Source organism: Streptomyces sp. NPDC002573, assembly GCF_042889625.1.
GTDB lineage: Bacteria > Actinomycetota > Actinomycetes > Streptomycetales > Streptomycetaceae > Streptomyces > Streptomyces gibsoniae.
In genome coordinates, this window is sequence record NZ_JBIARC010000022.1 from 68576 (window position 1) to 89527 (window position 20952).

General features: G+C 71.6%; 22 protein-coding genes. 10 read left to right on the forward strand and 12 right to left on the reverse strand.

The window, feature by feature from the left end; all coding sequences use genetic code 11:
• Nucleotides 1-3 precede the first annotated feature (3 nt).
• The gene (locus ACFYX0_RS21650; protein WP_388972353.1) at nt 4-768 is read right to left on the reverse strand and encodes an acyltransferase; all 765 of its coding nucleotides are present in this window, start codon (nt 766-768) and stop codon (nt 4-6) included.
• A gap of 106 nt (nt 769-874) precedes the next feature.
• Here ACFYX0_RS21650 and ACFYX0_RS21655 point away from each other — a divergent pair, with 106 nt between their 5' ends.
• Complete coding sequence (locus tag ACFYX0_RS21655) at nt 875-1408, forward strand: gamma carbonic anhydrase family protein (RefSeq protein WP_355922459.1); 534 nt, start codon at nt 875-877, stop codon at nt 1406-1408.
• A 20-nt stretch (nt 1409-1428) separates the two neighbouring features.
• On the opposite strand, the gene ACFYX0_RS21660 is transcribed toward ACFYX0_RS21655, so the two are convergent.
• Entirely contained in the window at nt 1429-2085 is a 657-nt protein-coding gene (locus ACFYX0_RS21660; protein ID WP_355922462.1) for a DedA family protein, read from the reverse strand.
• A 605-nt stretch (nt 2086-2690) separates the two neighbouring features.
• Here ACFYX0_RS21660 and ACFYX0_RS21665 point away from each other — a divergent pair.
• The gene (locus ACFYX0_RS21665) at nt 2691-3101 is read left to right on the forward strand and encodes a DUF485 domain-containing protein (RefSeq protein WP_388972355.1); all 411 of its coding nucleotides are present in this window, start codon (nt 2691-2693) and stop codon (nt 3099-3101) included.
• Nucleotides 3095-4702, forward strand: coding sequence for a cation acetate symporter (locus ACFYX0_RS21670; RefSeq protein WP_388972357.1), 1608 nt, complete (start codon nt 3095-3097; stop codon nt 4700-4702). The genes ACFYX0_RS21665 and ACFYX0_RS21670 overlap by 7 nt, the downstream gene beginning before the upstream one ends.
• A gap of 74 nt (nt 4703-4776) precedes the next feature.
• On the opposite strand, the gene ACFYX0_RS21675 is transcribed toward ACFYX0_RS21670, so the two are convergent.
• From ACFYX0_RS21675 to ACFYX0_RS21690, 4 genes are all read right to left on the reverse strand, one after another.
• Complete coding sequence (locus ACFYX0_RS21675) at nt 4777-5214, reverse strand: DUF4442 domain-containing protein (protein ID WP_355922488.1); 438 nt, start codon at nt 5212-5214, stop codon at nt 4777-4779.
• A gap of 68 nt (nt 5215-5282) precedes the next feature.
• Nucleotides 5283-6128: a spermidine synthase gene (locus tag ACFYX0_RS21680; RefSeq protein ID WP_388972358.1), complete on the reverse strand. Its 846-nt coding sequence runs from the start codon at nt 6126-6128 to the stop codon at nt 5283-5285.
• A gap of 129 nt (nt 6129-6257) precedes the next feature.
• Complete coding sequence (gene tuf, locus ACFYX0_RS21685; protein WP_355922473.1) at nt 6258-7427, reverse strand: elongation factor Tu; 1170 nt, start codon at nt 7425-7427, stop codon at nt 6258-6260.
• Between the two features lie 324 nt (nt 7428-7751).
• Nucleotides 7752-8480 (reverse strand): DNA alkylation repair protein, encoded by a 729-nt coding sequence (locus ACFYX0_RS21690; RefSeq protein WP_388972360.1) that lies wholly within the window; start codon nt 8478-8480, stop codon nt 7752-7754.
• Nucleotides 8481-8529: 49 nt separating this feature from the next.
• Here ACFYX0_RS21690 and ACFYX0_RS21695 point away from each other — a divergent pair, with 49 nt between their 5' ends.
• Nucleotides 8530-9366, forward strand: coding sequence for a TVP38/TMEM64 family protein (locus tag ACFYX0_RS21695; protein ID WP_388972363.1), 837 nt, complete (start codon nt 8530-8532; stop codon nt 9364-9366).
• On the opposite strand, the gene ACFYX0_RS21700 is transcribed toward ACFYX0_RS21695, so the two are convergent.
• On the reverse strand, nt 9363-10532 hold the full coding sequence (locus ACFYX0_RS21700; RefSeq protein WP_388972365.1) for a thiolase family protein: 1170 nt from the start codon (nt 10530-10532) through the stop codon (nt 9363-9365). The two genes, ACFYX0_RS21695 and ACFYX0_RS21700, sit on opposite strands and share 4 nt — an antisense overlap.
• Before the next feature lie 113 nt (nt 10533-10645).
• Between ACFYX0_RS21700 and ACFYX0_RS21705 the strand changes: the two genes are divergently transcribed.
• The gene (locus ACFYX0_RS21705) at nt 10646-11116 is read left to right on the forward strand and encodes a helix-turn-helix domain-containing protein (protein ID WP_355922485.1); all 471 of its coding nucleotides are present in this window, start codon (nt 10646-10648) and stop codon (nt 11114-11116) included.
• A gap of 7 nt (nt 11117-11123) precedes the next feature.
• Here the strand turns inward: ACFYX0_RS21705 and ACFYX0_RS21710 are convergent, their stop codons facing one another.
• Genes ACFYX0_RS21710 through ACFYX0_RS21720 form a run of 3 tightly spaced genes read right to left on the reverse strand, consistent with a single transcriptional unit; the run spans nt 11124 to nt 14106 of the window.
• The gene (locus tag ACFYX0_RS21710; protein WP_388972368.1) at nt 11124-11888 is read right to left on the reverse strand and encodes a cupin domain-containing protein; all 765 of its coding nucleotides are present in this window, start codon (nt 11886-11888) and stop codon (nt 11124-11126) included.
• Nucleotides 11840-12769 (reverse strand): PmoA family protein, encoded by a 930-nt coding sequence (locus tag ACFYX0_RS21715; RefSeq protein WP_388972371.1) that lies wholly within the window; start codon nt 12767-12769, stop codon nt 11840-11842. The genes ACFYX0_RS21710 and ACFYX0_RS21715 overlap by 49 nt, the downstream gene beginning before the upstream one ends.
• On the reverse strand, nt 12766-14106 hold the full coding sequence (locus ACFYX0_RS21720; protein ID WP_388972374.1) for a Gfo/Idh/MocA family protein: 1341 nt from the start codon (nt 14104-14106) through the stop codon (nt 12766-12768). Before ACFYX0_RS21720 ends, ACFYX0_RS21715 begins: the two co-directional genes overlap by 4 nt.
• 329 nt (nt 14107-14435) lie before the next feature.
• Between ACFYX0_RS21720 and ACFYX0_RS21725 the strand changes: the two genes are divergently transcribed.
• Entirely contained in the window at nt 14436-15311 is an 876-nt protein-coding gene (locus tag ACFYX0_RS21725) for an undecaprenyl-diphosphate phosphatase (protein WP_388972377.1), read from the forward strand.
• Nucleotides 15312-15415: 104 nt separating this feature from the next.
• Here ACFYX0_RS21725 and ACFYX0_RS21730 read toward each other — a convergent pair whose 3' ends face one another.
• A complete protein-coding gene (locus ACFYX0_RS21730) occupies nt 15416-16213 on the reverse strand; it encodes an SAM-dependent methyltransferase (RefSeq protein WP_388972380.1) in 798 nt (265 codons plus the stop codon).
• A gap of 233 nt (nt 16214-16446) precedes the next feature.
• Between ACFYX0_RS21730 and ACFYX0_RS21735 the strand changes: the two genes are divergently transcribed.
• From ACFYX0_RS21735 to lnt, 4 genes are all read left to right on the forward strand, one after another.
• A complete protein-coding gene (locus tag ACFYX0_RS21735) occupies nt 16447-16626 on the forward strand; it encodes a hypothetical protein (RefSeq protein ID WP_355918381.1) in 180 nt (59 codons plus the stop codon).
• 468 nt (nt 16627-17094) lie between these two features.
• On the forward strand, nt 17095-17736 hold the full coding sequence (locus ACFYX0_RS21740) for a hypothetical protein (protein ID WP_388972383.1): 642 nt from the start codon (nt 17095-17097) through the stop codon (nt 17734-17736).
• A gap of 102 nt (nt 17737-17838) precedes the next feature.
• The gene (locus ACFYX0_RS21745; protein ID WP_388972386.1) at nt 17839-18348 is read left to right on the forward strand and encodes a nuclear transport factor 2 family protein; all 510 of its coding nucleotides are present in this window, start codon (nt 17839-17841) and stop codon (nt 18346-18348) included.
• Between the two features lie 66 nt (nt 18349-18414).
• Nucleotides 18415-20013 (forward strand): apolipoprotein N-acyltransferase, encoded by a 1599-nt coding sequence (lnt, locus tag ACFYX0_RS21750; RefSeq protein WP_388972389.1) that lies wholly within the window; start codon nt 18415-18417, stop codon nt 20011-20013.
• Here the strand turns inward: lnt and ACFYX0_RS21755 are convergent.
• Nucleotides 19931-20842 (reverse strand): Gfo/Idh/MocA family protein, encoded by a 912-nt coding sequence (locus tag ACFYX0_RS21755; RefSeq protein WP_388972393.1) that lies wholly within the window; start codon nt 20840-20842, stop codon nt 19931-19933. The genes lnt and ACFYX0_RS21755 overlap by 83 nt on opposite strands.
• Between the last annotated feature and the right edge of the window lie 110 nt (nt 20843-20952).

Consider the following 20952-nt stretch of genomic DNA (forward strand, 5'->3'; position numbering starts at 1 on the left):
GACTCAGGACTCCGTTTCCAGCTCCGCGAGCCGGGCGATGTCCTCGTCGTCCAGCTTGGACAGGGCCAGCAGCTGATCCGGTGTGACCCCGTCCGGTATCGGCACCGGGGCCGGTGTTCTGAGCGGCGGCTGCCAGCCGTCCTCGGGTGTCCAGCGCCGTACGACGCGGGCCGGCGCCCCGGCCACCACGGCGTGGTCGGGTACGGTTCCCCGCACCACCGCGCCCGCCGCCACCACCACGTTCCGCCCGATCCGCGCGCCCGGCAGGATCACCGCGCCGGTCCCGATCCAGCAGCCCGGCCCGATCTCCACCGGTTCCATCCGCGGCCACTGCTTGCCGATGGGCTCGTGCGGGTCGTCGTAGGAATGGTTGGTGGAGGTCACATAGACGTACGGCCCGAAGTAGCAGTCGCTGCCGATCGTGACCGAGGTGTCGGCGATGACATGGCTGCCGCGGCCGAGAACGACACCGTCACCGATGCGCAGGATCGGATCGGGCCCGAGGTCGAGGCCGGGCATCAGTCCGGCCGTCAGGGTGACCTGTTCGCCGACGATGCAGTGCGCGCCGACATGGATCCACGGCTCACCGAACACCGTGCCCAGCGGGAAGGCCAGCCTGGTTCCCGTTCCCATCGCGCCGAAGCGGAAGCGCCCGGGATGCTCCGCGCTCACGGAACCCGCGCGCTGCGCCCAGGCCCAGCCCGCGTGGACGGCGCGCTGCGCGAGGCCACGACGCCATGATGAGAACGTGTTCTTGCTCCTGGGCACGCGCTCACGTTACTCAGCGGCGGGTGCGCCCATGGGCCCGCACCGCTGTGATCTTCGCCCCACCCATGGCGTACGGTGCCGGAAGACCGACCACGAGGAGACGGCAATGACGCACAAGGCGCTGATCGCGGGCATAGGCGGCAGGGACCCCGAGGTGGACGGGGACGCGTTCGTGTCACCCACGTCCGTGGTGATCGGCGGCGTCACGCTGCACGCGGGCGCGAGCGTCTGGTACGGCGCGGTGCTGCGCGGCGACGTCGAGCGGATCACCGTCGGCGCGCACAGCAACGTCCAGGACAACTGCACGCTGCACGCCGACCCGGGGTTCCCGGTCAGCGTCGGCGAGCGGGTCTCCGTCGGGCACAACGCCGTGGTGCACGGCGCGACCGTCGAGGACGACTGCCTGATCGGCATGGGCGCCACGGTCCTCAACGGCGCGGTGATCGGTGCGGGCTCCCTGGTCGCGGCCCAGGCGCTGGTGCCGCAGGGCATGCGGGTGCCCCCGGGCTCCCTGGTGGCCGGCGTGCCCGCCAAGGTGAAGCGGGAGCTGACCGCGGAGGAACGCGAGGGCATCACGCTGAACGGCACGATGTACGCGGAGCTGGCGAAGGCCCACCGCGACGCGCACCGGCAGAGCTGAGCCTTTCCTCCCGGCCGGGCCTAGGCCCGGTCGGCGGCGGGGACGGTCTCCGGCTCGGCCGCCTCCCGCTGTTCCGCCGCCTTCTTGGCCTTACGCCTGACCACCAGCATCGACGCGACTCCGATGAGGACCGCGGCCACCAGCCCCAGCCACGAGAACTTCTTCAGCCACGACTCGGCGACGACGCCGACGTAGTAGATGCCCGCGGTGGTGCCGCCCGCCCAGACGACACCGCCCAGGAAGTTGGCCGTCAGGAACTTCCAGTAGGGCATGCGCAGCACACCGGCCAGTGGTCCGGCGAAGATCCGCAGCAGGGCGACGAAGCGGCCGAAGAAGACGGCCCACATGCCCCACTTCTCGAAGGACCGCTCGGCCGTCGCGACATGGCCCTCGCTGAAGTGCCGGGGGAATCTCTTCCCGAGCCAGGCCAGCAGCGGCCGTCCGCCCCTGCGGCCGATCGCGTAGCCGATGGAGTCGCCGACGACCGCGCCGGCGGTGGCGCAGGCCCCGAGGACGACCGGATTGATGCCGCTGTGCTGGGAGGAGAGCAGTGCCGCCGAGACCAGGACGATCTCGCCCGGCAGCGGGATACCGAGGCTCTCCACACCGATGACGAGGGCCACCACTGCGTAGACGGCGACCGCGGGTACCGTGTCGAGCCATTCCTGGACGTGCAACGCCCCATCCTCCCCGATTCGCGTCGGTCTTCCTGCGGGCTCGCCCGCTCGGACGTACCTCCAGGAAGCCTACACATCCGACCGCGCCCGGCGGGTACGGCGTTCGGCCGCCCTGCCGGGCGCGAAGCGGGTTCCCACGCGCCGCGCTCCCGCCGGCGCCCTGCCCGGATCGGCCCGGGAACGGTGCGGTCCGGAATCCGGAGCGGGTCGTAAACCGGAGTCGGCGGAAGCCGGAGCCGGCCGGAAAGCGGAAACGATTCTGTTCAATCTGCCTTCCGTACAGTCGGTTGATAGGCCGATGGCCCCACTGCGATACTCCGCTTCCGACCCCGTCGACACCCCGCACAGGGCCGCCCCCGTCCCCCGGAAAAGCCGGGAGCGGGAACATCGCGAACCCCCCACAAAGGCTGCACGAAAAACAGGTTTCGACACAGAGGTTCCCGACGGGCCTTTCCTCCGGGAAAAACCGCCGAAGGCTCGCTCCTGCCCTCTCCCGCCGTCCTTTCCCGCTCGGAATCCGACCCTGCGAAGCCAGCCTTCCGAAACCGACCGGCCCGGGCACCGCCCGCCGGATGTGCGGCACACGGCAGCAAAGAAGGTGCGTCATGAACGGATATCCGCGGCAGCACGCCGACCGCTCCCCTTCTCCCACGGCAGCGGATTCCGCGAGCCCCCCGTCGCTGCGCGACCATCCGGAATTCCCGCCCCTGCGCCGTGCCTTCCACGCCTTCGGCGTCACGACGGCGGTCCTCGTCATCGGCGTATTTCTGCTGTACGTCCTGCTGTCGGGTTTCGCTCCCGGGCTGCTGAACCAGCCCCTCGCGGGCCGTCTCACGCTCGGCCTGGCACTCGGCCTCGCCCAGTTCGGCCTGATGGCGTTCGCTGTGTGGCGATACACCGTGCACATGCGCAATCACGTCGACCCGGTGGTGCGCCGGCTGCGCTCCGAACGGGACCGCGCCCGACCCGGCGGCCGGCCGCGCCCCGCACAGCAGAGGTGGCCGCGCGCGTGGTGACGGCCGCCACGAGGGTCACGAGCCGGTTCAGCCTGCAACTGACCTTCGTCCTCTTTCTGTGCGTCGTCGTGGTCACCCTCTTCGCCGCGCTGCTGACCGCTCCCCAGCGGGACGAGATCGGCGAGTTCTACCTCGGCAACCGCACCCTGTCGCCGCTGCGCAACGGTCTGGCGATGTCCGGCGACTATCTGTCGGCGGCGACCCTGCTGGGCAGTACCGGCCTCGTCGCCCTCACAGGCTACGACGGCCTGCTCTATCTGGCCGGAACCACGGTCGCGTGGATGGCGGTGCTGCTCGTCATCGCCGAACCGCTGCACAACGCGGGCCGGTTCACTCTCGGCGACACCCTGGCGCTGCGGCTGACGCGTCTCCGGCGGCCCGTGCGCCTGGCCGTCGTCCTGTGCACCCTGGTCGTCACCACGCTGTATCTCGTCGCCCAGCTCATCGGCGGGGTGGCTCTGCTGACCCAGTTCACCGGCGAGCCGAACCAGGCCACGCGCACCCTGTGCGTGGTCGTCATCGGCACCATCGTGGTGGTGTACGCGGCGCTCGGCGGGATGCCCGGTGCGACCTTCATCCAGGTCGTCAAGGCCGTGATGCTGGTGGCCGGGGTCGCGGTCACGGCGGTGATCGTGCTGGCCCGCTTCCACTGGAACGTGGCGGCGCTACTGTCGGCCGCCGAGCGGAACAGCGGCCTCGGGCACCGCTTTCTCGAACCGGGGCTGCGCTACGGCGGTGGCACCACCAGCAAGCTCGACTTCTTCAGCCTGGAACTCGCCATCGTGCTCGGTCTCGCCGCACTGCCCCACGTGGTGATGCGGCTCCTGGCCCCGCGCACCAACCGCGTCCTGCGCACCTCCGCCGTGTGGGCCATGGGACTGGTGGGGTTCGTGTGCCTCGCCGCGGGCGTCGTCGGCCTGGGCGCGACCGCCGTTCTGGGGCGCGACGCCATCGTGCGGATCGACCCCAAGGGCGACGCGGCCGTCCTGCTGCTCGCCCAGTCCCTCGGCGGTGGCGTGCTGACCGCGGCGATCTCCTGCCTGGCCTTTGTGACCCTGCTCGCGGTCGCGGCCGGACTCACCCTCGCGGCGGCCACCTCACTCGCCCACGACCTCTACGGCGAGGTCATCCGCCGGGGCAGGGCGACACAGGCGGCAGAGCTGGGTGTGGCGCGCATGTCCGCCGCCGTGATCGGGGTCCTCGCCATGCTGCTCGCCCTGCTGCCGTGGGAGATCAGCACGGCGAGCCTGGCGTTCCTGGCCTTCGCCATCGCCGCGTCGGCCTTGCTGCCCGCGCTCGTCTACGGCCTGTTCTGGCGCCGGTTCACCGCGTGGGGTGCGTTGCTCAGTCTGTACGGCGGCCTGATCTGCTCGGTGCTCCTCGTGGTGTTCTCCCCGGTGGTCTCGTCCAGCCCCACCTCGGTGTACCCCCACGCCGACTTCGCCTGGTTCCCGCTGCAGAACCCGGGCATCGTCTCCATCCCGGCGGGCTTCCTCCTCGGCTGGCTCGGCAGCGTTCTCAGCGGCCGCCAGGAGGACGGTTCCTACGAGGACTTCGAGGTGCGCACACTGATCGGCGCGGGCCGGAACGGAGAACCGTGACCGCGCCGCACTCCTGCTCACGACTCCTACCGCTCCCCGGCACGACGCCGGGGAGCGGTAGGGACATGTGCTGGTCAGCTGTTCGGGCGCAGGGTCCAGACCACGGTCATCTCGCCGGTCACGGCGCCGTCCTCACGCTGGATGGCGATCTCGACGGGGAACTCGGGGCGCTGCCCCGCGTCCAGCTCGGCGACGACCTCCGCGGCGGGGCGGCCGAGCGTGGCGGTCGCGGTGACCGGGCCCATCGCCAGCTTCTTGTACGCGATCTCGGCGCTGACCGCGAGCGGTACGGCCCGCGACAGCTGCTCGCCGAACGCGGCCAGCACGATGGCGCCGCTCGCCGACTCGCCCAGCGTGAACATGGCGCCGGCGTGCGGCCCCCCGACATGGTTGTGGAAGTCGCTCTGGTCGGGCAGGGCCACCACGGCCTTCTCCGGTGTGGTCTCCAGGAACTCCAGCTTGAGGGTCCTGGCCATCGGCACCGTGGCGGCGAGCATCTCGCCGATCGACATCTGGTCTGCGCTCATGCGCGTCATGTTACTCACGGGTAGCCGTCACGGCCAGGGGGTACCCGGCTCGCTCAGCCGATGGTGAAGGTCCCGCCGGGCGGTACGGGTGAGGGGACGGCGTTCTCGTCGTGGACCGGCTCGGCGGTGCCGATGAGGTCCCGGAGGGCGGGGCCCTGCTCGACCCGGGCCGGGAACGCGTCCGCGGCCGTGCGGCGGGCGAGTTCGGCGGTGTCCAGGGGCCGGTGGGCGGCGACGAGTACGGCGTTCCCGAAGCGGCGGCCGCGCAGCACGCCCGGCTCGGCGATCAGCGCCAGTTCCTCGAACATCTCGGAGAAGGTGGCGAGTTGGGAGCGGAGGAAGGCGAAGGGTGCGGCGTCCGCGAGGTTCGCGAGATAGACGCCGTCCGGGCGCAGCACCCGCTTGGCGGCCCGGGCGTAGGCCACGGTCGTCAGATGGGCGGGCACCCGGGAGCCGCCGAAGACGTCCGCGATCACGATGTCCGCGGAGTGCGGCGGAGCGGCTTCCAGCCAGGCGCGCGCGTCGGCCGGGTGCAGTGTGACCCCGGCGCCCTCGGGCAGGGGCAGCCACTCCACGACGAGGTCCAGCAGGCCCCGGTCGGCCTCGACCACGTCCTGCCGTGAGCCCGGCCGGGTCGTGGCGACGTAGCGCGGCAGGGTGAGCGCGCCTCCGCCGAGGTGCAGCACGTCCAGGGGACGGCCCGGCTCCACCAGCGTGTCCAGGGCATGGCCGAGCCGTCGGGTGTACTCGAACTCCAGATGCGTCGGCGCGTCGAGATCCACGTACGACTGCGGTGCGCCGTCGACCGTGAGCAGCCAGGCCCGGTCATGGTCGACGTCGGGCATCAGCTTGGCGGTCCCGTGATCCACGGCACGGGTCACGGGTATCGGCTCGGTCACGACACCATTGTGCCGGGCCTCGGCCGGCCCCCGTCCGTCGCCTCCGTGGAGGTGACGGACGGGGGCCGCCCGGACCGGACCGCCGGACCGGACACTTCCGGGCCGGCGGCCGGCGGCCGTGCGTTCGGCTCAGTCCACGGTCGACACCGTGCCCGCGCCGACGGTCCGGCCGCCCTCGCGGATCGCGAATCCGAGACCCGGCTCCAGCGGGACGTCGCGGCCCAGTTCCACGGTCATGGTGACCGTGTCGCCGGGCCGGGCGACCGCCGTCTCGCCGAGGTCGACGTCGCCGACCACGTCCGCGGTGCGGATGTAGAACTGCGGCCGGTATCCGGTCGCCACCGGAGTCGTACGACCCCCCTCGCGCGCGGACAGCACGTACACCCGCGCCGAGAAGCGGCGGCTCGGCACGACGCTGCCGGGCGCCGCGACGATGTGCCCGCGGCGGACCGCGTCGCGCGGCACCCCGCGCAGCAGCAGCGCCACGTTGTCCCCGGCTTGCGCCTCCTCCATGGGCTTGCCGAAGGTCTCCAGGCCGGTGACCACGGTCTCCACGCCGGCGCCGAGCACCTCGACCCGGTCGCCGACCCGCACCGTGCCGCGCTCGACGGCGCCCGTGACGACCGTGCCGCGGCCGGTGATGGTGAGCACGTTCTCCACCGGCAGCAGGAACGGCGCGTCCAGGTACCGCTCGGGCATGGGCACATAGGTGTCCACCGCGTCGAGCAGCGCCTCGATCGCCGCGGTCCAACGCGGGTCGCCCTCCAGGGCCTTGAGCCCGGAGACACGGACCACCGGCACGGAGTCGCCGGGATAGCCCTGCGCGCTCAGCAGCTCGCGGACCTCCAGCTCGACGAGGTCGGTGAGTTCCTCGTCGCCCGCGTCGGCCTTGTTGATGGCCACGACGATGTGGTCGACACCCACCTGCCGGGCCAGCAGTACATGTTCGGCGGTCTGCGGCATGATCCCGTCGAGCGCCGAGACGACGAGGATCGCCCCGTCGAGCTGGGCGGCCCCGGTGACCATGTTCTTGACGTAGTCGGCATGGCCCGGCATGTCCACATGCGCGTAATGCCGGGTGTCGGTCTCGTACTCGACATGCGCGATGTTGATGGTGATGCCGCGCGCCGCCTCCTCCGGAGCCCGGTCGATCCGGTCGAACGGGACGAAGGTGCCGGTGCCACGGTCGGCCAGGACCTTGGTGATCGCGGCGGTCAGGGTGGTCTTGCCGTGGTCGACGTGACCCATCGTGCCGATGTTCAGATGCGGTTTGGTGCGCACGTATGCCGTCTTGGGCATGGCTGTACCTCGAAGCCTCTTCCGTGGTGCTGCATGACGGCCCCGGCAGCGGAACGATCCGGCCGGGACGGGGACCCCGAGGACTTGCCGACCCTCCCCCTGCGGGGTCCGCCGGACGATCCGGGAAGGGTCAGCTTCGGGCGCCGTCGAGGGCGGCCAGGAAGTGCGGTACGGCAGCCTTCGGCGCATCCGCGGTGGCGGATGCTGCGAGGAGGAAGGCGTACCGGAACATGTCGTAGAGCATCGCCGACGCGGGCGCCCACGTCGAATGGTTTTCCGCGGGGGTGTACAAGCTGCTCCGCGACGGGAGTGGGCCAAAACCGATCAGAGGTTCTTGAGCGCTTCCCGGACGGACAGCGGGGAGAGCCGGGCCCCTTCCCGGGCGACGAACTCCCGTACGGCTTCCTGATCCGTCTTGGCGTACTCCCGCAGGGCCCACCCGATCGCCTTCCTGAGGAAGAAGTCGGGGTCCGAGGAGCGGCGCAGGCAGTACGCGAAGAGACGCCCGGTGTCGGTCGCCTCCTTGTACCGCAGTTGGTGGAGCAGGGCGGTCCGGGCGATCCACAGATCGTCGTCCTCGATCCACGCGTCCATGGCGCCACACAGCCCCGGATCGGCGGCGACGAGGCCGCCCACCACATGGGCGGCCAGCGCGTCGACGGTGTCCCACCAGGAGACGGTGGAGACCAGATGACGCGTCACGGGGAGGAATCCGGACGAGAGTTGTCTCACATGGCGGCGCAGAAAGTCGACGGCGAAGTAGTGGTACTCGCGCTCCGGCAGCGCCCAGCAGCGCAGCGCGAGCGCCGTGCAGTCGGTCTCGTCCGGGCGGGTCGTGCCCGCCAGGACGGTGCGGGACAGCGTCCGGCGGGCGGGCGTGGTCAGGCCCAGGAAGGGGGCAACGTCCTTCATGTAGGCGCCCATAGAGGCGGCCCGCTCCGGGTCCGCCGCGGCGGCGTACGTGGCGGTGAGCCGCTCCATCACGACGTCCGCGAGACCGCTGTGCGGCGGTGTGAGCGATGCGTCCGTTGTTCCGGAACCTGTGACCTCCATGAGAGGAACCATACGGCGATCACACACATGGGTCGGTTAGTGTCACGGAATGCTCGATGCCACCACCCGCTCTGGGGGCACGGCCACGGCCTCTCCCCGGGCCGCCGCCACGGAGCTCGTCGCCACCGTCCCGCCCTGCGCCACCGCGGAGTTGACCGCCGCGTCGGACACCACCGCCGCCGTACCGCTCGGGTTCACCGCCCGCTGCACCAGAGTGCTGCTGTCGCCCTGGTCCCGTCTGTCCCTGCTCGTGGTGCTGCTCTCGGCGGCCGCGGCCTGCGTGCTGGCGTATCAGCCGCAGAAGTTGCTGACGCACGGCTGGCCGCCGCAGCTCGGGGGCGCCACGGCGGCCGTCGTCTTCGCGGTGGCGTACGGGCTGTGCACGGTCCCGTTCGTGCCGCGCCCGTTGCTCAATCTCGCGGCGGGTGCCCTGTTCGGCTCGGTGCTGGGCACGGGTGTGGCCCTCGCCGGTACGGTGCTGGGCGGCGCGATGGCCTTCGGGCTCGGCCGGGCGCTGGGACAGGACGCGCTGCGTCCGCTCCTGCGGGGCCGCTGGCTGAAGGCCGCGGACGGGCAGCTCAGCCGGCACGGCTTCCGTTCGATGATGGCGGCCCGGCTGTTCCCCGGGGTGCCGTTCTGGGCGGCCAACTACTGTGCCGCCGTCTCCCGGATGCGCTGGGCCCCGTTCCTGATCGCGACGGCGCTCGGCTCGCTCCCGAACACCGCCGCCTATGTGGTGGCCGGTGCCCGCGCCTCGCGGCCCACCTCACCGGCCTTCCTGATCGCGATGGCCCTCATCGCGGTGCCGACGGTGGCCGGGGCGGTGATGGCCTGGCGCAAGCGCCACCATCTGCGTACCGCCCCGGAGACCACAGTCGCCGATTAGACCGCTTCGAGGATCATCGCGTTGGCGAGCCCGCCAGCCTCGCACATCGTCTGCAGGCCGTACCGTGCTCCACGCGCGCGGAGTGCGTGCACCAGGGTGGTCGTCAGCCGGGTGCCGCTCGCGCCCAGCGGGTGGCCGATGGCGATGGCGCCGCCGTGCACATTGACCTTCGCGAGGTCGGCGCCCGTCTCCTGCTGCCAGGCCAGGACGACGCTGGAGAAGGCCTCGTTCACCTCGAAGAGGTCGATGTCGTCGATCGTCAGACCCGCCTTGCGCAGCACCTTCTCGGTGGCGGGGATGACTCCGGTGAGCATCAGGACGGGGTCCGAGCCCGTGACCGCGAAGCTGTGCAGCCGGGCGAGCGGACGCAGGCCGAGACGCTCGGCGGTCTCGCTGCTGGTGATGAGCACCGCCGAGGCGCCGTCGTTGATCGGGCTCGCGTTTCCGGCGGTGACGTTCCAGCCGATCTGCGGGAACCGCTCCGCGAAGCCGGGGTCGTAGTAGGCGGGCTTGAGCCCGGCGAGGATCTCGGGGGTGCTGGACGGCCGCATGGACTCGTCGCGCGTGAGGCCCTCCAGCGGGGCCGTCTCGGCGTCGAACAGGCCGGCGTCCCACGCGGCCCCGGCCTTGTGGTGGGAGGACACGGCGAAGGCGTCCATCTGCTCGCGGGTGAGCGACCACTTCGCGGCGATCAGCTCGGCGCTGACGCCCTGCGGCACGAGGCCCTCCGGGTAGCGCTCGGCGACGCCGGGCCCGAAGGGGTCCTTGCCGGCGGGCACGTTCGACCACATGGGCACACGGCTCATGGACTCCACGCCGCAGGCCACGACGATGTCGTACGCGCCCGACAGCACGCCCTGGGCGGCGAAGTGCACGGCCTGCTGGGAGGAGCCGCACTGCCGGTCCACGGTGGTCGCGGGCACGGTGTCCGGGAAGCCCGCGGACAGCACGGCGTACCGGGTGGTGTTCATGGCCTGCTCGCCGACCTGGTCGACGGTGCCGCCGATCACGTCGTCGATGAGCGCTGGGTCGATGCCGGAGCGCTCGACGAGGGTGCGCAGGGTGTGCGCGAGGAGTTCCACGGGGTGGACATGAGCGAGGGCACCGTTGGGCTTGCCCTTGCCCACCGGGGTCCGTACGGCTTCCACGATCACGGCGTCACGCATGGTAGCGGCCTCCTTGCCCGGTGATACCGAGGCGGCGTTACTGGCGAGTAGGGAATCTGGCTCCACCATAACTCGGTGAGTTTGAAAAGCAAACCCTCATCTAGACTGGAGGCATGGCCGCCACCAAAGATCCGCGCCCCTGCTCCATCGCCGACACCCTGACCCTCGTCGGCGAGAAGTACTCCCTTCTCGTCCTGCGCGAGGTCCTCCTCGGAAACGGGCGCTTCGACCAGCTCGTGCGCAACACGGGCGCCCCGCGCGATGTCCTCGCGGCACGGCTGAAGCGCCTGGTGGAGGGCGGGATCCTGACGAAGCGGAAGTACAGCGAGCGCCCGCAGCGCTTCGAGTACCGGGCCACGGCGGCCGGCCTGGAGCTGGACCCGGTCCTGATGGCCCTCATGGCATGGGGCGATCGCCACCTCCGCACGGAGGGCGATCGCCCCATGGTGATCGAGCACGACTGCGGCCACGAGCTGACGGCGGTCGTCGCCTGCTCCGCCTGCGGCGGCGCACTCCGCCCCGGGGACCGGACGCCGCACCCGCAGGCACCGGGCTGGACGGTGGCGGGACCGGCCGCCGCCTAAGCCCCGCCTAGGGCTCGCCCCGGTACACGTCCAGCCGCCCGCACATCCCGAACTTCCCGTACGCCGAGGGCTGTTCGGCCCGTACGACCGCGTCGGCGAGGTGGGACGCATCGCCCCGCTCCAGCCGGTCGAGCTGCTCCCCCGTCGCCTCGGCGGCGGCCCGGGCAGCGTGCCGCCACCGGTCACGCCATACGGCCACGCGCGGCCGGACGAGCGCCGCGGCGGCCCGGTGGAAGGCGGCCAGCGGCTCGGGGCCGTCCGCGTCGCGCAGCGCCTGGTAGCCCTCCAGGGCCAGATCGCGGCGGGTCCGGGCGATCCGCTCCTGCTCCGCCTCGGGCGCGTCGGCCGGGACGACGGTCACGGCGGCGTAGGTCTCGGGGTCCGTCAGGTACTGCGGAGGCAGGGTGAGCACGGCATCGCCCGCCTCCGGCAGTCCGCCGTTCTGCATGAGGACGGTGATACGCAGATCCTCCTCGTTGACCAGCCGGTGGATGGTCCCGGGCGTGAACCAGGCGACCGTTCCGGGTGCGAGGGGCGTGACCTCGTACCCGGATGTCGTCAGCGTCTGCACGGCTCCCCGCCCACCCGTGACGACATACGCCTCCGAGCAGGTCAGATGCAGATGGGGAGTGCCCCCGCGCATACCGTCGGCCGCCGGCCAGTCGTAGACGCACAGCCGCGAGACGGCGACGGCGCCCGGCAGTCCCGTGAACGCCCCGGCGCTCACCACGGGTGTTCCTGAAGGTACTTGGCGACCTCCTCGCGCCCCCATGCGCCGTCCGCCACCACGACCCGGTAGCGGCGGCGCAGTGTGTCGCCCGGAGCCAGCTCCAGTTCCTCGTGGAACGCCCAGGACGGGGCTACGGCCGCGAAGGGGTCGTTGCGTACGAACCAGTGGGCGGGGTGGGTGCCGCGCTCCCCCAGGTGGTCGTTCTCCGGGGCGTGGGCGAAGACGAGCGTGGCGTGTCCGTCGGTGCCGTCATGCTCGCCCGAGTAGGCGAGCCATGGAGCCTGCCCGCCCATCAGCTCCGGCCCCTCGGCGTCGGGCCCGGTCACCCGTCCGTCGCGGAAGGCGCGCGGTCCGCGCCAGAACAGTCCCGTGTACCCGGCCATCTCCCGCCCGGCGGTGGTCGGGCTGCCGAAGAGCAGCGGCTCGTCACGGCGGTTGGTGACCGCGGAGGTCCAGGTCAACGCCCAGGACCGGCAGGCTGGTTCGACGTCGTGCACCTCGATCCGGCGCTCCTCGCCGGCCCACAGCTCCCCGGTGTAAGGATGCCAGGTGAGCCGCTCGGCGATGACCGCACGGTCCCCGTCCGCGCCGATCTCGTCGAAGGCGACGTGCGCCATCGAACCGACGCGCTCCGGCAGGGCGACATACCCCTCACCGTGCACATATGTGTTGCCGCCCCACAGGTTCTGCCCGGACAGATGCGAGGCGGTCAGCTGCAGGCCCTTGTGCCAGCGGTGGTCGTTGGGCCGGTAGTCGGTGACCACGTCTCCGGCCAGCGTCCGCACGGGGTGCAGATACGGCTTGGGTGCCTCCCAGGCCGACTCGGGAGCGTAGACGTAGGCGAACAGCTCGACGCCGGTGGCCGGTTCGGTGACGGTGATGCGGTCGTCGTGCGCGTGCACGATACGCAGGGTCGCGGTCATGCGGACGCCTCCTCCCCGGGCACCGCCGCGGACACCTCGGTCGCGGCGGTCACCCCGGACTTCTTGTCCGTCCCGGTCGTCTGAGTCGCCTCGGTCGTCCTGCTCGTCCCGGGGGCCCAGCCGGGAGCGCCTCCGTGCAGGGCCGTGTAGTAGGGGTCACCGGGACGGATCTCGCCCGCGCGGACCGTCGTGCCGGTGAACGCCGACTTGTACAGCGCGGTGATCAGCTCCAGGCTGGTGCGCCCGTCCGCGCCGCTGCTGCGGGGCCGGACCCCGGCGCGCATGGCGGCGACCAGCTCGCGCAACTGCTCCAGATGCGAACTGGGCACGTCCGCCCCGAAGTCCCGCCAGGCCGCGGCCTCCTCCTCGGGCACCTCCGGGGCCGGTGTGATGCGCCAGTCGCCGTTGCTGTGGCCGTACAGATGCGTGAGTTCCACGGTGGCGCGCTCGCAGTCGATGCGGATGCGGCTGACCTCGTCGGGGCTGAGCACGCTGTTGACGACCGTGGCGAGCGCGCCGTCGCTGAACCGTACGAGCGCCGTCGAGACGTCCTCGGTCTCCACGTCGTGCACCAGCCGCCCGGCCATGGCACGCACCTCGCTCCACGGTCCGAGCAGGTCGAGGAGGAGGTCCATCTGATGGATGCCGTGGCCCATGGCGGGTCCGCCGCCCTCGGTCCGCCAGCGGCCCCGCCAGGGCACCGCGTAGTAGGCGGCGTCGCGGTACCAGGTGGTCTGGCAGTGGGCCACCAGCGGGCGGCCCAGGGCCCCTTCGGCGAGCAGCCGTGCTACGTGGCGGGGGCCCGAGCCGAAACGGTGCTGGAAGACGATCGCCGCGAACGGGCCGCCGTCCGGGATCTCCGCCGCCTCCACGGCGTCGAAGTCGGCGAGCGTCGGCACCGGCGGCTTCTCGCACCAGACCCAGGCGCCGGCCTGCAGCGCGGCGACGGTCTGCTCGCGGTGCAGGACGGGCGGGGTGCAGATGCTCACCAGGTCGGGCCGCTGCTCTTCCAGCATCCGGTCGAGATCGGTGTACGGGTGCGGAATGCCGTTGTCCGAGCAGAGCCGCTCGACCGAGTCGGCGTCGATGTCGACGGCGGCGACGACCTCGGTCTCGCCCTCCTCGGCGAGCCGGGCGAGCGCGGGCAGATGGGAGCCGCGCGCGATGCCGCCCGTGCCGACGAGGGCGGCCCTGATACGTCGGCCGGCGAAGGGCGCGGCCGGGCGGTCGGTGCGCGGGGTGAGGTCGGGATCGTCGGTGTGCGGGGGCGGGATGGTCGGGTCGGGGTCGGTGTTCTCGGGATCGTGGGCGGTGGACGCGTTCCGGGCTGTGGGCATGAACGTGATCAGCGCTCCATCGGACGTGACGTCGGACGTCGGCCGACGCGTGAGGACTCCGGAGACCTTCAGGGACAGCAAGCGCTTTCCCTCCGCTGCAACGTACGGGCCGTTCGAAGGACCGGTCAACACCCCCGACAGAACCGTCCCGCGGGCCGGCACACCGCCACTCGCCCGCCTCAAGCGTTGGTAAAGCCCCAGTGATGGGATCGTCATCCCGGAGCGTTACTCTGCCATCCAGCACTTGATCACCGAGCCGCCGCACGGCATGCCGCGGCTCGGTGTGCCCGTCGCCGCTTCCACGATCAGCACTTGGACCCGATCACTCCATGTCTTGGCTTGAATCCCTCGTCCTCGGACTCGTCCAGGGGCTGACCGAATTCCTCCCCGTCTCCTCCAGTGCCCATCTGCGGCTGACCGCGGCCTTCGCGGGCTGGACGGATCCTGGAGCGGCCTTCACCGCGATCACCCAGATCGGTACGGAGGCCGCGGTGCTGATCTACTTCCGCAAGGACATCGCGAACATCCTCTCCGCCTGGTTCCGTTCGCTCTTCGACAAGCGGATGCGGCAGAACCACGACGCGCAGATGGGGTGGCTCGTGATCGTCGGGTCCATACCCATCGGCGTGCTCGGAGTGACCCTGAAGGACCAGATCGAGGGCCCCTTCCGCGATCTGCGGGTCACGGCGACCATGCTGATCGTGATGGGTGTCATCCTCGGCGTCGCGGACCGGCTCGCGGCGCGCGACGAGGCCGGCGGCCGGCACCGGGTGCCGAAGCAGCGCAAGGCGCTGACCGATCTGAACGTCAAGGACGGCCTGGTCTTCGGCGTCTGCCAGGCGATGGCCCTGATCCCCGGCGTCTCCCGGTCCGGCGCCACGATCAGCGGCGGCCTGTTCCTCGGCTACCGGCGCGAGGCCGCGGCGCGCTACTCGTTCCTCCTCGCCATTCCGGCGGTTCTGGCGTCGGGCGCGTTCGAGCTCAAGGACGCCGCGGAGGCGGGGCATGTGAGCTGGGGGCCGACGCTGTTCGCGACGGTCATCGCGTTCGTGTCGGGGTACGCCGTCATCGCCTGGTTCATGAAGTTCATCTCGAGCAGGAGCTTCATGCCGTTCGTCTGGTACCGGATCGCGCTCGGGGTGCTCATCGTCGCGCTGGTCGGAGCGGGCGTACTGAGCCCTCACGCGGCTGAGTCCGCGGGCTGACGAGAAGGCCGGGCGACGGGCCCGCGTCGACCGAGGGCCGGCGTCGGCGGTGGTGTGGTGCCGACGGCAGGGCCCACCGCCCGATCCGCCTCCTCGAGGGTCTTTCAGTCGGACTTTCGCGCCACGCCGCCGTAGAAGCCGATCTCATCGGACCTGGCCGGCGGAGGGGCGTCCGGGCGCCAGAACGGGACCCGGGCCAGGCCGGGTTCGACCAGCTCGAAGCCGTCGAAGAAGCGCTCGACCTCGGCGTGGGACCTGAGGTTCAGGGTGGCCGTGGCCTTGCTGTAGACGGCCTGGGCCTCGCTGCGATCGGCGAAGTCGTCCGTGGCGTGCGAGAGCACGAGGAAGCTGCCGGCCGGCAGCGCGTCGCGCAGGGTGGCGACGACCTGCCCGGGGTTCTCCGCGTCGGTGAGGAAGTGGAGGACGGCGACGAGAAGCAGGGCGACCGGCTCGTCGAAGTCGATGACCCGGCGGACGTCGGGGTGGTCCACGATCGCCCCGGGGTCGCGCAGATCGGCGAGCACGATGCTGGTCGCGCCGGAGCGGCTGAGCAGCGCGTCGGCATGCGCCTTCACGATCGGGTCGTTGTCGACGTACGCGACACGTACGTCCGGGGCCACCTCGTGGGCGATCTCGTGCACGTTCGGCGAGGTCGGCAGCCCGGTGCCGACGTCGAGGAGCTGTCGGACACCGTTGCCCACGACATGACGGACGGCGCGCCGCAGAAAGGCACGGTTGGCCTGGAGTCCTATCCGTACCTCGGGTGCGGCGGCGGCGAGTTCGTCGCCGGCCCGTTGGTCCACCTCGTAGTTGTCCTTGCCGCCCAGCAGATAGTCGTAGATCCGCGCAGGGTGCGGTCTGCCGGTGTCGATCTCCTCGGCGCGGAAGCCGCCCTGTTTCACGCTGCGCTCCTCTCGACGGCCGCCGCGGCCCCACCCGCGCACGACTGACCACAGCTTCCCACAACAACTCCGATGCTCAGAGCCGCAGTTGTGCCCGGTCGCGGCCATGGGCGACGCACCGTCCCACGCCGATCCTCCACATCCGGTCCACGGAATCGACCGTGACCAACCACATACCGTCTGCGCAGTCGTGCGGTGGCGCGCTGTCACGGCTTACCCCTAGGCTTGCCCGCATGTCCCCCGATTCCCAGAGCCTTGGTTCCGTGCGGTCCGCTGACGACTTGAACGAGCAGATCCGTGCGCTGTGGCTGCGCGCGGGTGGCTCCCTGTCGGCGCAGGAGCGCGCGGAGTACGAGCTGTTGGTGGTGGAGTGGGCCGCGGCGATCCGTGGCGAGGTCATCGAGGCGGCCTGAAGGCGCCGCTGAGCGGAGGCCGTTCGGCGGCTGCGTCGTCAACTGCGCCGGAACCGCTGGTATTTGATCACATCGGGTGGTGCGCGGCGGACGTCCGTCGACCGTCCGTCCGCCGCGGCCTCCGGCTCGGGGACTCCTTGAGACGTGGAGTGCAGCGGGGCATGGCCGGGCATTCGAGCCCGGTCCGCACGGCCGCCGGGTCTCGCTCCCGGCCACACGCACCTGCGGGCATGAGCCGCTCCGGCGGCCCGCTCCTCGATTCCCCTCCCCACGCACACACGGGTCGGACCGCCACGTCACGCGCGTCCGCCGCAGCGGCGCGTCGACTCGCCACGCCGGTGATGCGCCCGTTCGGCCCTGGAAGACCACACGCACAATATGTCCGATATGACAGCTATGAGGGGCTGTCAGTACGTTCATCGCAGGATCGGCTGCCCGGCCGGCGCCACTGCGACAGAGAGAAGTGACATGCCCACACGTACCTTCGCCGTGACCGCGGCCGTGGTGGCCACCGGGGTCCTCGCCACCGCCGGCCTCACCTACGCCTCGGCCGTCGATTCCACCGAAGCGGCCCCGCACGCCAAGCACGCGACCCCACACGCGAAGCACGCCGCGCACGCCGCCCGGCCGGCCACGAAACCCGCGCAGCCCCGGCACTCCGCTCCGGCCGCGCCCGCCGCCGCGACTGCGAACGGTGGTGGCGACTCGCACGGCAAGAGGGACGAGGGCGACTCGGACCGGGGCCGTGACCACGACCAGGACCGCGACCGCGACCGCGGCCACCGGGGACCGGGGTGGATCCACTTCAACGAACGGACGTACTCCGCCGCCGTGGAGGGCTGTGTCACCGCGGCCAGCGGGCTGGGCTCCAACAGCTTCAGCATCGACAACGACAGCGACAAGTTCGTCGAGGTCTACCGCGGTTTCACCTGTGACAACGGCTCGCCGGTCGCCACGGTCGGCCCCCACGGCAGCACCTTCGGCGTCGTGCCCAGTACCTCCGAGGGGGGCGACTACTCCCACGAGGACGAGTTCCTCCGCGCGGCCATGTTCGCCCAGGACAACGTCGCGGGCAGCTTCCGGGTGGTCCACCGCGAAGACATGTGGTGATCCGGCGCCCCCACCTCACCGCGGCCGTCCGAGACAGGGCGCCTGCCCGAAACCCCGCGCACGCCTCTTGGCTGCGCCTGCCGCGTCCCCAACACTGAGCCGATGACCCAGCGCGTGGAGCTCGCGACCGTGATGGACCGCCTGGCCGTCGACGGACTCGTCACCGAGTACGCGGCGGCCGTGGACGACGGGGACTGGGAGGCGTACCGAGAACTGTTCACCCCGGACGGACGGGCCGACTACCGCTCGGCCGGCGGCATCGAGGGGGGCGCCGGTCAGGTCGCCGACTGGCTGGAGCGGACCATGCGGCTGTTCCCCGTGCGCCAGCACCTCATCGTGAACCGGCACCTGCGCTTCGACTCCCTGGCGCACGACCTCGGCGACACCGCCCGGGTCCGGGCCGACTACGTCAACCCGATGCGCCTCGCCGCGACGGAGCCGCCAGCCGGAACGGGCACGGACGACGGCCCCTCCCCGCCGGACTTCGTGTGCGGCGGCCGGTACGCGTTCTCGTTCCTGCGGACGGAGGACGGGTGGCGGCTGCACCAGGTCGTCGTCCAGGAGAAATGGCGCAGCCTCCCCGGGCAGCCCCGCCAGGACCCGGTCACCTGAGCGTGCCCCCGGCCGCGCGCCCCACGCCCTCTGTCGTAGATCTTCCCCGGCGCGCACACTGGAGGCATGCACCGGGGAGGAACGCGCCGCATCAGGATGCCCGACGACTGGCTCGCATCCCGCTGGTGGCGCGGGATCGCCGCCGTGCTCGCGGGTGCGCTGCCGGTGTTCGCGTTCCCCGCGCCGTCCTGGTGGTGGTTCGCGTACGTGGCCCTGGTCCCGTGGGTCCTGCTCGTGCGGTCCGCGCCGACCGCGCGGCGGGCCGCGTACGACGGCTGGCTCGGCGGCTTCGGGTTCATGACCGCCGTGCACCACTGGCTGATACCGAGCCTGAACGTCTTCACCTTCGTCATCGCGGCCCTGCTCGGGGCGCTGTGGGCGCCCTGGGGCGTGCTGGTGCGGCGGTTCCTGGGCGGGGTGCCCTCAGCACGACGACTGGGCGCAGCCCTGCTCGTCCTGCCGTCCGGCTGGCTACTGGTCGAGCTGGTCCGCTCCTGGCAGGGGCTGGGCGGACCCTGGGGGCTGCTCGGTTCGAGCCAGTGGCAGGTGCAACCCGCGCTGCGGCTCGCCTCGGTCGGCGGGGTCTGGCTGCTGAGCTTCCTGGTGGTCGGCGTCAACATCGCGGTCGCGATGCTCGTGGCGGTGCGGGCGTCACGCGTTCCGGCCGTGGCCGGGCTCGTCGCGACGGCCGCGGCGGCATCGGCGGCCTGGGTCTGGTCGCCGCGCCCGGACATCGACGGGCGGGTGCGCGTCGCCGTCGTGCAGCCGGGCGTCATAGACGGCACGGACAGCGGCACCAGACGGTTCGAGCGCGAGGAGCAGCTGACCCGTGGCCTCGCCGGGCAGGACGTGGACCTGGTCGTGTGGGCCGAGAGCAGCGTCGGTTTCGATCTCTCGCAGCGGCCCGACCTCGCGGACCGGGTCGCGGCGTTGTCCCGGCTGGTGAAGGCCGACATCCTCGTCAACGTCGACGCCCGACGCTCCGACCGTCCCGGTATCTACAAGAGTTCCGTGCTCATCGGCCCGCAGGGTCCGACGGGCGACCGCTACGACAAGATGCGGCTGGTCCCGTTCGGCGAGTACATACCGGCACGGTCCGTGCTCGGCTGGGCCACCTCCGTGGGCAAGGCGGCGCGGGAGGACCGCAGGCGCGGCACCGAACAGGTGGTCATGAACGTCGGTCATGGCCTGCGTGTGGGCCCCATGGTCTGCTTCGAGTCCGCGTTCCCCGACATGAGCCGCCATCTCGCCGAGGACGGCGCCGGGCTGCTGCTCGCCCAGTCCTCGACGTCGACGTTCCAGCACAGCTGGGCGCCGGAACAGCACGCCTCGCTGGCCGCACTGCGCGCCGCAGAGACGGGGCGCCCGATGGTCCACGCCACCCTGACCGGCGTCTCCGCCGTCTACGGCCCGAGCGGTGAGCGCGTCGGGTCCTGGCTCGGCACCGGCCGGAGCGCGTCGATGGTCTACGATGTCCCGCTCGCCCACGGCATGACGCCCTACGACCGCTACGGCGACTGGCCGGTGCACGGTGCCCTGCTGGTGATCGCCGCGCTGGGCGCGACGGAGGGTGTCCGGGCACTCAGAGCGCGCCGGAACGCTCCTGCACCGCAGCTACCACCCGCTCGCACAGCTCATGGGTCGCCAGTGCGTCACGGGCGCTGAGCACCTTGCCGGCGCGGACGGCGTCGAGGAAGGCGAGCACGGCCTGCTCGATACCGCGCTGCCGGGCCACCGGCACCCAGTCCCCGCGCCGCCGCAGCGTCGGCTGGCCCTTGTGGTCGATGACCTCGGCCAGGTTGAGCACCTGCCGCTTGGTGTCCTGCCCGGAGACCTCCAGGATCTCCTCGGCCGAACCGCTGAGCCGGTTCATCACACCGAGCGCGGTGAACCCCTCACCGGCCAGCTGGAGCACCACATGGTGCAGCAGGCCGCCCTCGACACGGGCCCGTACCGTGACGTCGTCGACCGGCCCCGGGACCAGGAACCGCAGCGTGTCCACCACGTGAATGAAGTCGTCGAGGATCATGGTGCGGGGCTCCTCGGGCAGCCCGACGCGGTTCTTCTGCATCAGGATCAGCTCGCGCGGATGGTCGGCGCACTGTACGTACCCGGGTGCGTGACGCCGGTTGAAGCCCACCGCCAGGCTGACGTTCCGCTCCTCCGCGAGCCGCACCAGCCGCTCGGACTCGGCGAGTTCGTAAGCGAGGGGCTTGTCGACATACGTGGGAACGCCCGCTTCCAGGAGCCGGGCGAGGATCTCGGGGTGGGCCTCGGTGGGCGCGTGGACGAACGCGGCGTCGAGGTCCTGGTCGAGGAGCGCGTCCAGACCGGTGTGCCGTTGCCCCTCGGGCAGATGAAGGCTGTCGGCGACGCGGCGCAGGGTCGCGGGGGTCCGGGTCTGAAGATGCAGTTCGACATCCGGCTGCAGCCCGAGCACCGGCAGGTACGCCTTCTGCGCGATGTCACCGAGTCCGATGCAGCCGACCTTCACGGGGCGTCTCCTGGGGTTGCCGACGGTTACCTCGTCGGAAGCATACGACCGCGGCGCCACAGGGACACCGGCGGCCGTGTGCCCCCGCAGAAATGCGTGGCGGGGACGGG